Source organism: Rosistilla oblonga, assembly GCF_007751715.1.
Taxonomy (GTDB): Bacteria; Planctomycetota; Planctomycetia; order Pirellulales; family Pirellulaceae; genus Rosistilla; species Rosistilla oblonga.
In genome coordinates this window covers 4,299,982-4,316,066 of record NZ_CP036292.1, presented here as the reverse complement: position 1 = coordinate 4,316,066, position 16,085 = coordinate 4,299,982, and the positions used below count along the sequence as shown (strand labels likewise).

The following is a 16,085-nucleotide window of genomic DNA, read 5'->3' as shown; positions in this document are numbered from 1 at the left end:
AGACTCTTTCGCGTCTGTGCAACGAAGTGTTGTGTTGGCGTCGAGTTTTGATTGGCTCGCAATTTTTGCGAGTTGCTTTTTGTCGGAATGCTCCTGTTGGAAACGTTCCCTTCCGTTCCCGTTAGTTGATATTTACTCCATTTTACGCAAGGAAATTGCCATGCGCCGCAATTCTAGTAGGGGCTTTACGCTCGTCGAACTTCTCGTCGTGATCGCGATCATTGGGATCTTGGTTGGTCTGTTGCTCCCCGCGGTCCAAGCGGCTCGTGAAGCGGCTCGCCGGATGCAGTGTTCCAACAATCTGAAGCAGATCGGATTGGCGTTGCACAACTATCACGACATCAATCGTTCGCTGCCGATCGGTTCGCTTGGCTTCCTGATCCAAGGCTGGACAGTTCCGGTCCTACCATTCGTGGAACAACAAACGGTTTACGACCAATTGGCTATCGGCCTTCCGAACGGCTTTGACGTCAACGGAGTAAATGCTGCCGTCGTCGATAACTGGACACCCGACATGTTCTGGTGCCCATCGAGTGCTGCGACGCCGATGCACCTGCGAGTCACTTCCGGGAACACCGTCAAGATGTCAACGATGTCATATATCGGTATCGCTGGGGCGCCGACCAGTGCCACCAACAGCAGCGATCCGACCGGCGCGGGACGCTGCATCAGCGGCGGCCAAGGATACGCGTGTGCCAACGGTACGATGATTCCAAACGACACCGTTCGCTTTCGCGATCTGACCGATGGGCTCAGCAATACTGTTGTGATCGGCGAATCGTCGTCGTGGGGCGAGACCGCAGCAGGAGCGCGAATTGAAATTCGCACATCCGCAGAATGGGGTGCTTGGGCCGGTTCGGCTGCCAGCACGACTCCGCCCAACAACGGCACAAGCTACATGTGGAGTGCCAACCCATATTGCCGGCAGATCACCTCGCTGCGTTACCCGATCGGTACAACGCTGCAACTGAGCGGATCGGGCGGGAACCACCGCGACGGTGTCAACAACGCTTTGCATTCGATGCATCCCGGCGGTGTCCAGGTCACGCGTGGTGATGGTGGAGTCGGATTTCTGTCCGAGACCATGGAATTCCTGGTCCTGCGGAACCTTTGCATCCGCGACGATGGCAACGTGATCCCCGGCGACGTGTTCTAAACCGGCTTGCTAACCCTCCTCTCTCAACAGCAGGCGGACGTTTGCGTTCGCCTGCTGCAAGCGATGGTGGAACCGATCCGCCTCGCTTCCTTTTGACGATTTCTTGGACAACGTAAAACTCAATGACATCCTATCCAAACCAATCACGATCGACGGTTGCCAAATTTTTCAACGCTGCGAGCCTGCTGGCTTTGTCGCTGGGGCTGCAGCTTACTCTGGGGTGCGACGACAGCGATCCACGAACCGGCACCGTCTCGGGGTTCGTCTCGCTCGATGATCAACCTCTCGGCAGCGGCAACATCCTCTTGTTGTCCGAATCGGGAGCTAGCGGCGGAGCGGAACTGGCCGCCGACGGGACTTACACGCTCTCCTGCACCCCTGGCAAATATCTTGTCGCGGTAATGCCGATCGCCGTGGAAGTTGGCCCCGATGGCAAGCCGACCGATCCACAGGCGGCCGCCAACGTGGTCGAGATCCCCATGCATTATCAGGACGTCGGGACCAGCGAGATCGCGATCGAGGTAGTCGCTGGCGACAACGACTTCGACATCTCACTGGATTCCAAGTCCAAACGCTAAATCGGAGCGTTGACTTGATCGGTAGCGTGATTTCAGAGAAATGAGGGGCAGGGTGATTTTCGGCGTTCGGCTTGCTCGAACGCCGAAAATGAGTTCCCCCTGTTTGCGCGGCAGGTTGTGGTATGGTTTCCGCCGCTAATTTGCTAAAATATCGCAAACGTTGCCCCCCGTCTGGAATCGAATTGGAACCTCTCAATGCGCTGCGATTCTCTCCCCACCCTCGCTCGTTGCCGATTTCTCCCGCGTTTGATCGGAACGTTTTTGTTGGTTGTTGCTGGATTCGCTGGTGCTAGCGAGGCCGCTCAGCCGCTTCGCCCAGTCGATGCCTGTTTCTTCGACAACGACCAAACGTTGCTGGTCGTTTGCCAACGCAGCGGCGAGGTGTTGGCGTTGGACAGCACGAGTGGAGCGGTCAAAACCCGCTTGACTGTCGGGGGCGACCTAACAGCGATCGAACGCCTGCCTGGCGGGACTGCTTGGGCGGTTGATACCGCGGGTGACCGTTTGATCGAGATCGATCTGGAAGCTGGCAAGCTGATCGCCAAGTCGACGATCGATTGTGTGAGAAGTCCCGTTTCGGTGATCGCTGGCGAAGCGAACCAGTTGTTGGTGGCGGGGCTGTGGAGTCGTCAGGTGACATGTGTGGCTCGCCCCGCAATCGACGAACCGGCGCGTCCGGTCTGGACTCAGAATCTAAACTTCTCTCCCAAGACACTGCGGTTGTTGCAGCCGGAGAACGTCGTGTTGGCAGTCGATGCGTTTGGCAGCCAGATCGCCTACTTGGACGCGTCGACCGGGGAACAACTCCGCCAGATCGAATTCTACGGGCATCGGATCCGCGGGATGGTCGACGATCCCGACGGCAAGCGGTTGATCGTTTCGCACCAGATGCTCAACTCCGCCGCCCAATCATCGAACAACGACATCCACTGGGGCATGATGGTTTCCAACGATCTGCGTTGGTTGGACCGCGGCCGTGTGATGGAAGCCGACGAAGAGAATTTCTACAAAGATGGGCACATCGATCCGATCGGGATTGTTGGGCAGGGAGGCGCCGATCCGAACGATCTCGTCTGCACCGTCGACGGGATCGTTATCGTTCCGTTGGGCGGAGCGAACGAAGTAGCGATCGGACACGAAGAGTTTTACGAATTAGCGCGGCTGCCCGTCGGCATCAATCCCGTAGCGGTTGCTGTCGATAGCCGCGGCAAGACCGGTTGGGTCGTCAATCGTTTGGACGATTCGTTGACCCAGATCGACATCGGCGAGCGAAGCGTATTGAAAACAGTTCGCTTGTCGGAAGGCTGGACTCCAACGACGGCCGAACTCGGCGAACGTCTGTTTCACAACGCGTCGCTGGCCCACGACGGTTGGATGAGTTGTTCCAGTTGTCATCCCGGCGGCCACGCGGTGAACGAACGAGCGGATAATCTCAGCGACGGCGCGTACACCTCGCCCAAACGAGTGCTCTCGCTGCTGGGCCGCGCCGATACGGCTCCCTTCGGCTGGATCGGTGCCGACGCAAAGTTGGAGGCTCAACTGCAGCGGACCGTCCGCACGACGATGCAGGGGCACAATAAGCTCACCGGCGAACAGGTGACTCAGCTAACAGCGTTTCTGGAATCGTTGGTCCCACCGCCACCGGTCGTCGACGCATCGATTCCCGAAGTCGGCGAATCGATCGCGCGCGGCCAAGCGATCTTCCAACGCCAAGGCTGCAACGATTGCCACGCCGGCAGCAAATACACCTCAGCGGAATTGTACGACGTCGGGCTCGAAGACGAACTCGGCCACACCCGCTTCAACCCGCCATCGCTGTTGGGCGTCGGCCAGCGCGGCCCACGCTACTTCCACGACCTGCGAGCCGAATCGTTAGAAGCTGTCTTCACCGAGCACAAGCACACCCTCTCTAAACCGCTCTCTCAACCCGACCTCGAAGATCTGCTGACCTTCCTGCGCAGCCTGTAGGGTGCCCAGTCCCCTATCTCAGCAAGCACCAGGCCGTAGGCCGACAAATCCAGTTCCGGCGGCGTATGCGGCCAGTATATGGCGATTAGCAAAGTCTCAGGCCGCAGGCCGACACACGATCTGTAGGCGGTGTAAGCCGCCGGTATGATTTTATGATAGGAAAATACCAGGCCGGAGGCTGGCACACGAACTGCCGGCGGTGTAAGCCGCCGGTTGGCGGCCGAGCAAGAACTCCCCCAAGGCCGGAGGCCGACACATTCTTGGATTCCTTGTGTCGGCCTCCGGCCTGGATCAGCATCCGGCTTTGGCTACCGGCGGCTCACACCGCCGGCATTAGTTATGTCGGCCTCCGGCCTAAAAAACTGCGCTTGTCTGTAGTGCTAAACGAGGGGCGACCAACATACCTTCAGCGCACCGAGTCCCCCGGCTGCCCGACCACACCAAACTCAAGGACATGTTTCAGCAACCACCCAGGCCGGAGGCCGACACACGATCTGCCGGCGGTGTAAGCCGCCGGTATGTGGAGGACCAAGAAAACTCCCTAGGCCGGAGGCCGGCACAATCAAGTGTTGAATCCCGGTAAGCGATCAATCAAATTTGCCTCAAAAACTATTAACATTAGGTTGAAGCGGTGTAGGCTGGATTCGTTAAACAATATTGTATCGCGACACCAATTGATTCCGGTGGAGAAACAGCATGTCCACGCATCAACAGTTGCTCTATCACATCGTCTTCAGCGTGAAGGATCGACGCCCGTTGTTGCAAGACGATGCGCTTCGCGCCCAAGTCTGGTCGTACATGGCTGGGATCGCAAAAAATCTGGAAGGGTTCGCGATCAAAATTGGTGGCTTCTACGACCATGCGCACGTACTGGTCCGGATTCCAGCTAAAGTCGCGGTTGCCGATTTTGTAGGAGCGCTGAAGTCTAATTCAAGTCGTCAGGTTAACGACGCGCGAGCGGGAAAACTCAAGTTTCATTGGCAAGATGGCTACGGCGCGTTTACGGTTAGCCCTTCTCAAGTCGACAGGGTTGTCAGGTATATCGAAAATCAGTTGACACATCATGCGAAACAGACCTTCCAGGATGAGTATCTCGCGCTATTGGCAAAACATGAGATTGAATTCGATCCAGCGCGAGTTTGGGAGTAGTCCGAAGGTTTAGGGAGCTGCATTGGCCGACCTTCGATCGCTGCTTGTACCCGGCTGGCTCGGTGGCATTCCTTGTGTCGGCCTCCGGCCTTGTTGAAAAACCGACCAGTTGAGAACCGGCGGCTTACACCGCCGGCACTAGTTGTGTCGGCCTCCGGCCTTGACCACCGGCGGCTGACACCGCCGGCATTAGTTGTCTCGGCCTCCGGCCTGCAAGCCGCTCTTGGTGCAGTACCTGATCAAGGTGGGAGAATGAGATTTTTACGGCTCATGAAATCCCCCGTGCCTCAAAGTATCAGCCGATTGTGTCAACATTCATAAGGCCGGAGGCCGTCACACGAACTGCCGGCGGTGTCAGCCGCCGGAATGACTCGATCTGCCGGCGGTGTAAGCCGCCGGTACTGGCAGCACCACCAATCCCTAGGCCGCAGGCCGACACACCAACTGCCGGCGGTGTCAGCCGCCGGTACCCGCAGAACCACCAATCCCTAGGCCGGAGGCCGACACATGTGTGTAGTCCATGTGCCGGCCTCCGGCCTAGTCGGGGACTCGACCTTCATTACCGGCGGCTTATGCCGCCGGCAGTTCGTGTGCCAGCCTCCGGCTTGGCTGAAGGTCACAGCTTGCCAGCCAAGCACCACCGATCGATTGTCTTGGAGGAGATGACTGGAAATCGAGTGCGGTGGTTCTGATTTGGTTTCCATTGGGGCGGTGAGTGGTTAAGCTATTCCGCGTGCTCTCACGCCCCCATAGGCACTGGGTGCGGGAGCGGATTCTTCCCCCCGGAAAAACTCTCTCGAGGCTTCATCATGACCTTCGCTCTCCGCTCCCTTGCGCTGGCTGCGATTTTGTTTGGACTGGCCGCTCAACCTAGTTCGGCTCAGGATTCGCTTGGCCGCATCGAACGCTTGGATCCTGCGCTAGACAAGCTGTTGGCGAAAGATGCAAAGATCGAAGTCCTGGCTTCGGGCTTCACATGGTCCGAGGGGCCGCTGTGGGTTCCCGAGGAGGATGGCTATGTGTTGCTGAGCGATATCCCACGGAATTCGATCTTCCGTTGGGATGCGAAGCGCGGCGTGTCGTTGTTCATGAGTCCCAGTGGCTACACCGGCAACACTTATTACGGCTTGGAACCGGGAGCCAACGGCTTGGCTTTGGATGCCAAGGGGCAAGTCATGATGTGTGAACATGGCGATCGTCGCGTCAGCGTCTTGACGCGCGATGGCGGCAAGCGAACGCTTGTCGACAACTATCAAGGCAAGCGACTGAACAGCCCCAACGACTTGGTGCTTCATTCTTCCGGAGCGATCTACTTCACCGATCCGCCCTACGGAATGCCGAAGCGATACGACGACCCGCGGCGCGAACTCGACTTCTGTGGCGTCTACCGTTTGGCGACCGATGGTACGCTGACCCTGATCTCCAAGGAACTCGCTCGACCTAACGGAATTGGTCTCTCGCCCGACGAAAAAACGTTGTACGTGGCTCAGTCGGACCCCAAACAGGCAATCTGGGCTCGCTTTGCTTTGAATGACGATGGTACCGCTGGGGCAATGTCGATCCTTTATGATGCAACCGATCAGGTAGGCAAGTTGCCTGGTTTGCCCGATGGATTGGCCATCGATCCGCAAGGCAACCTGTGGGCCTCGGGCCCCGGCGGGATCTACGTTTTTGAACCCTCGGGAAAACTGATCGGCCGTTTGCTGACGGGCCAACGAACCAGCAACTGCACCCTCGGCGGCCCCGACGGCAAGGACCTATTTATCACCGCCGATTCGTACCTCTGTCGCGTTCGACTGCGATAGCCTCGACTGACTCTGGAACCGATGACCGATACCAACGCAAGCTCCGACCGATTGAAACCGTATGTGATCGCGGCCGAATCGCAACCTCAATTGGTTGCGAACCTGAGAGCGTTGGCTGGTGGGGAATCGGCAACTTCAGATTCGCATGCTCCTGAGCGGTTGTTGATCGTGGCCGACGGCGAGGAAGCGCTGCGACTGCTGGCGACTCGCGCCGCCGATCGCTTGGAGCGACGCCCGGGCAAACCGATCCACGATGTCGGCGGGATCTATTATTATCCCGAACCGCTCGGTTTGTCCGGTGGGATCGCGTGGCTCTTTCCCGGCGAAGGGGCTCAATACCTGGGAATGCTGCAGGGACTCGATTCCCAGTGGCCCGAAGTCGAATCGGTGCTCCAACAGTGCGACGGTTTTGCCCGTCAGATTGGCCCGCCGTTCCACAGCCTGCGTTACTTTATCGATGGTTGGCAGCAGGACGATCGCGATCGAGCCGAACAGTTGTTGCGTCGGTTAGACAATGCGATGTTGAGCGTCTTGAGCGCGGGCTGGTGCTTGAGCGAAGTTGCCAAGATGTTGGGCGTGCCGATGCAAGCCGCCGCCGGTCACAGCGCCGGCGAATTGGCGGCACTGATGACCGCGGGGTCGATGGAGTTGACGACGGAACTGCCGATGTTTGCCAATGTGATGAACCAGATGGAGGTTCAGTCGGGCGGCGGCGACGCGGAACTGTTGGCCGTTGCCGCGGCCGCCGACAAGGTGCAACCTGTCGTCTTCCAAGCGTTGGCGACGGCGGGGATGAGCGACCAGGCGATGGTGGCGATGGACAATTGCCCGCATCAATCGATCGTGGTCGGCCGACGCGAAGCGACGCGGCGCGTTCGTGAGACGATCGAAAAAGCGGGCTGGATCGTCGAGGCGCTTTCGCTGCAGCAGCCCTACCACACGCCGATGTTCGCGCCGCTGATGGACCCGCTGCGTGCCGCCTTCGATCGCGTTGGATTCCGATCGCCCGATGTGCCGTTGTATTCGTGTGCCACCGGCGAACGTTTCCCCGACGACAGCGACCAGATCCGCCAGCTCTCGTTGGCTCATTGGCACAACCCGGTCCGGTTCCAATCGCTGATTCAACAGATGTACGCCGACGGTGTGCGGCTGTTCCTGGAAGTTGGCCCGCGGGGGAATATCAGTTCCTTTGTCGCTGATATCTTGCGAGGCCAGCCGCATGCGGCGATCCCGATGGACACGCCCCGTTTGTCGACCGCCGATCAGATCGTCCACGCCGCGGCTCAGTTGGCTGCGCATCACGTTCCGATCGAATTGGAGGCGTTGGATCCGCAGTTCCGACAGGCTCAAGGGAATTCCTTTGTTCAGCCGTCGCCGCGCGCAGAGGTTGCCGCAGCGATCGCTCCTGGCAGCGACTCGGTGATGTCGTCTCATCTGGAAACGATGCAGCAGTTGCTGGCGGAACAGAGCGATGTGATGCAGCAGTTTCTCGTCGCCAAGAACGCGGGGCGGACGATCGGTCCTCGCGGCGGACGACGTGCGACGGCCGGAAATCGATCGCGACGTCGCCTGGCCGCCGCGGCGGCGCTTCCCACCGACGACATTCTGGCGGATGAAAGTCTGTGGTCGGGCGATGAGCATGCGTTTGAGGCAGCGGCGAGCGGCGACGGAGGATTGCCCCGTCCCGAATTGCCGCTGTTGGGCGAAGTCAGCGAGTTTGAACCTGGAATGCATCTGGTCATGCATCGGCTGCTCGATCCCGCGATCGAACATTACGCGACGCATCACACCGTCGGCGGCCGCGAGGTGAGCGCGATCCGGCCCGAGCAATGTGGGCTGCCGGTGATGCCGATGACGTTCACGCTGGAGATGATGATGGAGGCGGCGCTGCAGCTGGCTCCCGAACTGGTCGTCTGTTCGATCAGCCGAGTCCAGTTGTCGCGATGGTTGGCGTTTTACGAGCGCGATCCGATCACGATCCGGATCGAAGCGACCTTGATGCCGACGGACGATGACGCGACGACGCGCGTGCTGGTCCGTGTGATGGACACCGGGAATCGGGAAGAGCCGTTTGGCGACAAACCGAAGCTGGCGGCTGTTGGCACCGTGACCCTGGCCGCTGCGTATCCGGAAGCTCCGCTCGGCCAGCCGTTGGAACTGACCGACGCTCAGCAGTGTGAGACGACGCTGAAGACGATGTATAACAATTTGTTTCACGGCGAATTGTTTCAGGGCGTCCGCAGCCTGGCGAAGATCGGCAAACAAGGAATCGAATCGACGATCGAAGTCCTGCCGCGGGATGAGCTGTTCCGCGACGATCGGCCGGTCGAATTCCTTGGCGATCCGGTCCTGTTGGATGTCGCGATGCATCCCAATGCGGCCTGGCATCTGGAACAGCCCGATCAGACTGGGCGGATCATGTTGCCGTTTGTGGTGAAGAGTGTCGAGTTCTTCGGGCCTCGCCCCGCAGTGGGAACGCGGTTTGAATGCCACGGGAGTTTGGACGAGCAATCGCCGCGGCACTTCACTCATTCGGTCGTTTCGATCGACAGCGAGGGACGCGTTTGGAATCGCATCAACGGCGTTCGACTGTGGCGTTTCTATCTGCCGTTTCACGAAGTCAATTTCCACGGCCCCAAAAACGTCTACCATTTGTCGGAAGAGTTTGCGACGCAGGCTTCGGCGGCGGACGATGCGATCGCCACGGCGCGGTTCGCTTGGTTGGACGACCTGTCGCAACCGACGCTGTTGCGAGCGGCAGCCGAAGTGTTGTTGAGCGAACAGGAATACGAAGACTTCATCGACGCGCAAATCCCTCACGCCGAAAAGGTTCGCTGGGTCTTTGGCCGCGTCGTCGCCAAAGATGCAGTCCGACGGTTGTGGCATGAACAGCACGGTCAGCGGCTGTACATGTCCGATATCGACACGCGGCACGATGGCAACGGCCGACCCTATGCGTTGCCACGGCGAGCTCAACATCCAAGCGCAGGTGATGTACCAGCGGCCGACGCGGTGATGCCGAACATCTCGGTAGCTCATTGCAACAAAATCAGCTACGCGATTGCGTCGACAGCCCGCCGCGTTGGCGTTGCGGTTCATCCGATCGCCGAGGTCGAAGAGGCTCAGCTTGCAGAGGCGTTGCTGCCCGAAGAGGTCTCGCTGTTGTCGGCGTGCGAAAACCGTGAGCGCTGTTTCGCGGCGATCCTGGCGACGAAGAAGGCAGTCGCCAAGGCGACCGGACTGGGGCTGTTGGGTGACTGGAAAAACGTCCGCGTCACCGCCTGCGACGGCGAGGGACAAGCGACAGCCGAAATCGCCGGCAACTTGCTGGCCCAGTTGCCAGCGATGGCCGGCCATCGCTGGACCGCGGAACTGAGTCACGACGTGGATGGCAAAGGGGACGGCAAGATCCTCGCCGCCGTCATCGACCCAACGGTTTGATCCACCGGCCCGGCGAAGCTCAGAGGGTCGGCAAACGAGCCTTCAGCGAGATTGCCGGGGAGCGGCATCGATACTGGATCGATGCCTGGAGACTCCCCTCCCCGAACTTCGCTCCGCTCGTTCGACCCTCCCCTGTAAACTTCGTTGGGGGAGGGTGAAGTTTCTTCGCGACAGCCATAGCATCCGGCGTTAGTCCTCCGGTCGCTCGCCCGCCTCGGCCATCTTGACCAAACGCGGATCGAAGCGGGCGACGGTCTCGACCAGGTCGTGCTGCGACGCCATCACTTGGTCGATGTCTTTGTAGGCCATCGGGACTTCGTCCAGCCCGGCCGACATCAACGTCACGCCACGATCGTTCAAGAACTTCTTCACCTCTTTCCATCGGAACTGCTTCTTCGCCGCGGTGCGACTCATCCGCCGCCCCGCGCCGTGCGCAGCGCTCAACAGCGACTCTTCGACTCCTTTTCCGCGGACGACGTATCCGGGAGTTCCCATCGAACCGGGGATGATTCCCAACACGCCTTGGCCCGCTGGAGTCGCTCCCTTGCGGTGGACGATCAGATCCTCTCCGCCATGCGATTCTCGCCAGGCAAAGTTGTGATGGTTCTCGACATCCAACAAGACTTCGACTCCCAAGTGGCTTGCGATTTCACGGTGGATGCAAGCGTGGTTCGCCGCCGCGTATTCCCCCATCAAATTCATCGCGTTCCAGTACTCTTGGCCCTCCTGAGTATCTAAGTTTAACCAGGCAAGGTTTTGCAGTTCGCGTGGCAGTTCCGGGTGCGTCGCTTTGGCCACGCTGCTGTAGTGCGCGCAAATCGATGCTCCCGTTCCCCGCGACCCGCTGTGACTCAAAAGCGCCAAGTACGTTCCGGCTGCCAATCCCAGATCGCCCGCCGGCAGCGTCAGGACGCCAAACTCGACGAAGTGGTTTCCGCTGCCGCTGGTTCCCAACTGCTTCCACGCCTTGTCCTTGTTCTGGAATGTGATCGGCGAGACGCGCCAATCGGCATCCATCACCTCGTGTTGCCGCCGTTTGCGGAAACTCGCACCGATCCCGAACTGCGTCTCCCGCTCGATCGCGTTTCGCAATCGATCTTGATTGGTATCGAGCGTTTCGACAGGCATGTCCAAAACGGTCATCTTCATCCGACAGGCGATATCGACGCCGACAGCGTAAGGAATCACGCAGTCCTTCGTCGCCAGCACGCCACCGATCGGCAGGCCATAACCCAAGTGCGCGTCGGGCATCAACGCACCCGATACGGTCACCGGCAGCTTGCAAGCGTCGACCATCTGCGACACCGCACCCGCTTCCAGACCGTCACCCCACTGACGCCAGGGAGCGGGTTCGTCGCGACCGATGTAACGGTCTTGAGCTGAGAAGACGGTCTGCAAAGCATCGGCCAACGATCCCCAAAGAGGATCGTCCTTCGCCGACGCGGGGTCTTCGACAATTGCCGCGATCGCGGTTCGCAATTCAGGTCGTTTGAGTCCCTTGGCCGACGCGTTGCGGACCGCTTCGACAGCCGCTTGCATCGCGATCCCTTTTGGAATTCCCAAGTTGTTCAGTTCACGCGTCTTCATCATTATTCTCCCACATCCCTCATCCCATCGATCAACCGACTCGAATCAACACGGATTCATCTTCTTGTGGCTGAACGTCGATCTCCAAATCCAAAAACATCTTGATCGTTTCGATGTTCGTTAACGTATGCTGCGTCGTCTGTTGGCAGCGGAACTGGCCGCCGCCAGCCATGGCCAACGGCAACAACAATTGATCGGCCAAATGAACTCCCACCGGCGCCGTTCCATTCAAATACTTCTTCAGTTCACCGGCGGCACGCTTCGCCACGCGTTCGGCGGAGACCTTCACGTCGCCAAATCCTGTTACCACTTCGGTCACGTTTTCATAGCTGACACTCAACAACAACGCGTTGCCGGGGCCCGGCGACGTCGTCACTTGTTCGACTTTTAAGGTACTCTTTGGCCAACCGAGCGTCCGCGCGGCGGTCTCCAGTTCGCGTGCCGCGATCTTCGCTGGCAAACGGGAAACGATCGCCAACGCCTCGCGATTCAACAGCTTTCCCCGTTGGATCAGTTCGATCGGTTGCAGCTTTTCCGCTGGCGTAATCGCTGCGCTACAGCGCCCACCACCGGCCGGATAAAAGCCCGGTCGATCGAGAGTCAACCGAACCTCGGGACCGATCTTTTTCAATAGCGGCAAAAAGCTCAGCTCCAGGAATTCGAACGGGGGAGCAAACGGGTTGTGCGTTCCGCCCTCCAAGTCGACTCGCGACGGACCGTCGGCGATCATTAGAGCTGGCAAAATCGTTTGCAGCACCAACAGACAACTCCCCGCCGAACCGATCGCAAAGTGATAATCGCCCGCTTGGATCTTCGATGGCTCAAACGTGAGCGTTATCGAACCCAAACGATCGCCATCGACTTTTGCGCCACTGACCGCCGCGGCCGCTTTGACCGCGGTCAAGTGCTGCCGCAACAAACCGGGACGACTGCGCGCGGCCCGGATGTTCTCAAACCGGACTGATTGGCCAGTGACCATGGAAAGAGCCAAGGAGGTTCGCAGGATCTGCCCACCTCCTTCGCCTCGCGAACCATCGATTTCAATCATCACCCACACTCCATTTCACCAGAACCTTGCGTTCCGCTATCGTATCGGTAAGGGACAGTCCAACGTGGCGGAGGCTCGCGCAATTTGGGGGATTTGTTGGGAATCGATCGTTGAGTTCTCGTCCGCTCATGCGGTACGCAAATTGCTGGTTCCAGAACAGCAATGGAGGGGCGGTCGCAGGCCGGTGCCGGCGGCTGGATTCTCCCATCGGGGCAAATGCTTGCATTGCGTGTCGCTCTCTGGACGGGCCATTCCCAGATGGAACTGGCCTTTGGGACGCAGATCGGAGTCTCGGATTGATTGTCAGACGCCAGCGATTTTGATAATCTGCGGCCAGTCTATGGAGAGACGTGATCGCGTCTTGCAAGATACAAACAGACAATGTTGTTCTTCTTTACTGAGGTGAAACGCGATGGATATTCGTCAGCCTGTCCAGCGAACTCTTGTTTTGGCCGTTCTATTTGCTGCGTTGGGGACGACGCAACATGCCGTTGGCGTCGAAGCGGTGTCGCGAGACTTTAATATCCAGCCGTTGGAACGCATCCCGGCGGGAACGGTGATCACGCCCGATGGAGCCAAGGGATGGTCGGACCTGTTGCTATTTGTCAATGGTTCGCTGGGCAAGGGGGACGTCGATGCAGCTTCCTCGACCGTGAAGCATTACGCCTCGCTCTTTAACATCGCCTACATGGCTAACGTCGCCAAAGATGCCGAGGGTAAATTCACCTTGGACAAAATTGGTGTCGGTTTTACGACCAAGATCGATGGCCAAGATGTTGTGATCACGAGCGACACGCACAAGTCGCTGGGAGCGGATTTGGGAATGATCGGCGGGGCCGTCTTTTCCGCCAACGAGCGGGCGCTGTCGGAGATCGTTCAGGTCGCTCGATACCGCGACGGAGCGATCTTCGATGCGCCGACGATCATGTTGCGAGACGGCAAACATAAAAAGGTAATCGTCCGCTTCTTCGTCTGGGTCTCGCCACAAGGATCCATTGGGACTGTCTGTTGGGTCCTCGATGGGTACGGTGGTTCGCGATACGTGGTCCCGAATAAAGAGATCGTGTTGCTGCGACCTCAATTGGTCGAAAATCGCGTGATGCATGTCGATGGCGACCGGTTCACGCTAGGCATTCCGTCGGAGGATGCGTTTGCAGTCGTCTCGCTGCCGCCGGGACGCGAGTACAAGATCGACGACGACCTCGCGACGTTGATCGCCAAGAAACGCTACGACGCGCAATCGTTCTTCGATACCGTGCAAAAGCTGTCGCAATCGCTGGCGGCAAATTAGCGATAGTTTAACCGCGTGGGCAACGCTCCGCGCTTTGTCGTTGTATGTGCGACCTGTGCGTGGACGCGCGGCCCGCTGGGCACGCGGTTAAACGATTGGAGTGCTTTGTTTAACCGCGTGGGCAACGCCCCGCGCGTTGTCGTTGCATGTGCGACTTGGGCGTGGACGCGCGGCCCGTTGGGCACGCGGTTAAACGATTGGCGTACTTTGTTTAACCGCAATACTGTTCAACGAAGCGTAGTGGACAGGTTACGAGTCCTTTTGCATCAGACCAAATCGCTGGGACTCGTAACCTCGTCCACTACATCCCGCCGCTAATTCTTGCGACGGTCCGAGGCTGCTTCGTTAAACGATTTGAATGCTTTATTTAACCGCGCGGGCATCGCCCCGCGCGTTGTCTTTGCATGTGCGACTTGGGGATGTTGACGCGCGGCCCGTTGGGCACGCGGTTAAACGATTGGGGCGGTCGACGGTTGGGCTTCAGCGTTTGGACCGCTTGCTGGGATCAGACCTCGGCGACTTCCCAGCCTTTGCGGTATTCGCTTTTGAGGAACGGTTGGACGGCGCCGTTGCCCGATGCTGTCAGCGAAGGACCGTCCCAGTCGAAGCCGCCGCCGGCGCGGTAGGCGGCGTTGCCCAATAGGACTGTCTCGGCCAAGGGGCCGGAGTAGCGGAAGTCGCAGGTCGCCGGTTCGCCACCCTTGCAGGCGGAGATCCATTCTTTGTAGAAGCCCGGCGACTTGGGGATCGTCGGCTCGGGAGCTTTGAAGTCGGCAAACTTCTCTTCGGGCAACAGTCGTAGCTTATTAAAGCCGGTCAACAGCATACCCTTGCTGCCGATAAACAGCGTGTTCATCCCTTTGCCATCGATGCCCAGTTCCTTCAGTTTCGCGGGGCCAGCACTGGCGTGATCCCAGTGCAAATCGACGCCTTGTTCTGCGAAGTGCATCTTGGTCGCCATCTGCTTGGGCGTTCGTTGGTCATCGACTTCCGGGCCCGATCCTTCGACGCGCGACGGATATTTCAGTCCCAGCGCCCAGAAGGGGATGTCGAGAATGTGGCAGCCCCAGTTGCCGGTCTCGCCGGTGCCGAAGTCCCACCAGAAACGCCAGCCGTAGGGACAGTACGTCGAATCGTAAGGGCGAGGCATCGCCGGTCCCAACCACAGGTCCCAATCGACGGTCTCGGGAACCTTGGGGAATGTTTTTGGGATCGATGGCATCCCACGCGACCCGCCGACCCAGCTGTAGACTTCGCTGACGTCGCCGATCGCGCCGGCTTGGATCAGTTCGACCGAACGGTGCATATTGGCCAAAGCGTGTCGCTGGCAACCCAACTGTGTCGCGACGTCCTGCTTGACCGCCATCTTCGTCATCTGGCGAACTTCCCCGACCGAGTGGGCCATCGGTTTTTCGCAGTACAGATGTTTGCCTCGTTCCATCGCCGCCATCGACGGATGGAAGTGGGTGTGGTCGGGCGTGCTGACGACAACCGCATCGATCTGCTTCTCCAGTTTGTCGAACATCTTGCGGTAGTCGGCAAACTTCTCAGCTTGGTTGTGCTGCTCAAAGACCTTGCCCGCCCGCTGCTGATCGACATCGCACAACGCCACCAAATTCTGGCTCTTCACTCCGTTAACATTCGCCGCTCCGCGACCACCGATGCCGATGCAGGCGATGTTCAATTGTTCGTTCGCCGAAGTCGAATCCGCTGCCGAAACTTCCGGTGCGATCAGATAGCCGCCAAAGGCGACGGAGGTTTTCAGCGCGGTGCGGCGTGTGGGGCGAGCAGCTTGCATGGCGGGTTCCGTATCGTGAGCGGTGGTGGAGGGAAGATTTACGCAGCATTTGAAGGCGTATTGTAACACGCCTGCCGCGTCGGTTCAGCGTCGAATCGGCCGGCTGACAGAGCAAAACCGCAGTCGTGTCAGAGCAGATTACCGGCGTGGCCGGAATGAAAGGAGCTATGGTTTCATTGCGTCAAAACGAAAAGAGCTCCGACGAATCGGAGCTCTCTGAAAGCTGTTTGCTGCGTTGGCGACAGGTTTATCGCAACGGAAGCT

10 protein-coding genes are annotated in these 16,085 nt (G+C 58.9%); 7 read left to right on the top strand and 3 right to left on the bottom strand.

The annotated features are described in order from the left end of the window. The first annotated feature begins 160 nt into the window (after positions 1 to 160). The 6 genes from CA51_RS15175 to CA51_RS15150 all read left to right on the top strand — a co-directional run bounded on the left by CA51_RS15175 (position 161) and on the right by CA51_RS15150 (position 10,097). Complete coding sequence (locus CA51_RS15175; RefSeq protein WP_145121992.1) at positions 161 to 1,156, top strand: DUF1559 domain-containing protein; 996 nt, start codon at positions 161 to 163, stop codon at positions 1,154 to 1,156. 122 nt (positions 1,157 to 1,278) lie between these two features. After that, positions 1,279 to 1,734: a hypothetical protein gene (locus tag CA51_RS15170; protein WP_145121990.1), complete on the top strand. Its 456-nt coding sequence runs from the start codon at positions 1,279 to 1,281 to the stop codon at positions 1,732 to 1,734. 261 nt (positions 1,735 to 1,995) lie between these two features. Further along, positions 1,996 to 3,702, top strand: a complete 1,707-nt coding sequence (locus CA51_RS15165; protein WP_197451207.1) for a cytochrome c peroxidase — start codon at positions 1,996 to 1,998, stop codon at positions 3,700 to 3,702. A 696-nt stretch (positions 3,703 to 4,398) separates the two neighbouring features. Beyond that, positions 4,399 to 4,851 carry an IS200/IS605 family transposase gene (tnpA, locus tag CA51_RS15160; protein ID WP_145121986.1) on the top strand — a complete coding sequence of 151 codons (453 nt, stop codon included), beginning with the start codon at positions 4,399 to 4,401 and terminating at the stop codon, positions 4,849 to 4,851. An 809-nt stretch (positions 4,852 to 5,660) separates the two neighbouring features. Next, entirely contained in the window at positions 5,661 to 6,656 is a 996-nt protein-coding gene (locus CA51_RS15155; RefSeq protein ID WP_145121984.1) for an SMP-30/gluconolactonase/LRE family protein, read from the top strand. A 21-nt stretch (positions 6,657 to 6,677) separates the two neighbouring features. Further along, positions 6,678 to 10,097: an acyltransferase domain-containing protein gene (locus CA51_RS15150; protein WP_145121983.1), complete on the top strand. Its 3,420-nt coding sequence runs from the start codon at positions 6,678 to 6,680 to the stop codon at positions 10,095 to 10,097. 189 nt (positions 10,098 to 10,286) lie between these two features. Here CA51_RS15150 and CA51_RS15145 read toward each other — a convergent pair whose 3' ends face one another. Both CA51_RS15145 and rtcA read right to left on the bottom strand, forming a co-directional pair. Further along, positions 10,287 to 11,684 (bottom strand): RtcB family protein, encoded by a 1,398-nt coding sequence (locus CA51_RS15145; protein WP_145124184.1) that lies wholly within the window; start codon positions 11,682 to 11,684, stop codon positions 10,287 to 10,289. A gap of 31 nt (positions 11,685 to 11,715) precedes the next feature. Continuing rightward, the gene (gene rtcA / locus CA51_RS15140) at positions 11,716 to 12,732 is read right to left on the bottom strand and encodes an RNA 3'-terminal phosphate cyclase (protein ID WP_145121981.1); all 1,017 of its coding nucleotides are present in this window, start codon (positions 12,730 to 12,732) and stop codon (positions 11,716 to 11,718) included. Between the two features lie 412 nt (positions 12,733 to 13,144). Here rtcA and CA51_RS15135 point away from each other — a divergent pair, with 412 nt between their 5' ends. Then, on the top strand, positions 13,145 to 14,023 hold the full coding sequence (locus CA51_RS15135) for a pyruvate kinase (protein WP_145121979.1): 879 nt from the start codon (positions 13,145 to 13,147) through the stop codon (positions 14,021 to 14,023). Between the two features lie 505 nt (positions 14,024 to 14,528). On the opposite strand, the gene CA51_RS15130 is transcribed toward CA51_RS15135, so the two are convergent. After that, positions 14,529 to 15,821, bottom strand: coding sequence for a Gfo/Idh/MocA family protein (locus CA51_RS15130; RefSeq protein ID WP_145121978.1), 1,293 nt, complete (start codon positions 15,819 to 15,821; stop codon positions 14,529 to 14,531). Between the last annotated feature and the right edge of the window lie 264 nt (positions 15,822 to 16,085).

Coding starts and splice junctions, on each gene's coding strand:
- CA51_RS15175 (WP_145121992.1), top strand. CDS start 161: ATGCGCCGCAATTCTAGTAGGGGCTTTACGCTCGTCGAACTTCTCGTC.
- CA51_RS15170 (WP_145121990.1), top strand. CDS start 1,279: ATGACATCCTATCCAAACCAATCACGATCGACGGTTGCCAAATTTTTC.
- tnpA (WP_145121986.1), top strand. CDS start 4,399: ATGTCCACGCATCAACAGTTGCTCTATCACATCGTCTTCAGCGTGAAG.
- CA51_RS15155 (WP_145121984.1), top strand. CDS start 5,661: ATGACCTTCGCTCTCCGCTCCCTTGCGCTGGCTGCGATTTTGTTTGGA.
- CA51_RS15150 (WP_145121983.1), top strand. CDS start 6,678: ATGACCGATACCAACGCAAGCTCCGACCGATTGAAACCGTATGTGATC.
- CA51_RS15145 (WP_145124184.1), bottom strand. CDS start 11,684: ATGAAGACGCGTGAACTGAACAACTTGGGAATTCCAAAAGGGATCGCG.
- rtcA (WP_145121981.1), bottom strand. CDS start 12,732: ATGATTGAAATCGATGGTTCGCGAGGCGAAGGAGGTGGGCAGATCCTG.
- CA51_RS15135 (WP_145121979.1), top strand. CDS start 13,145: ATGGATATTCGTCAGCCTGTCCAGCGAACTCTTGTTTTGGCCGTTCTA.
- CA51_RS15130 (WP_145121978.1), bottom strand. CDS start 15,821: ATGCAAGCTGCTCGCCCCACACGCCGCACCGCGCTGAAAACCTCCGTC.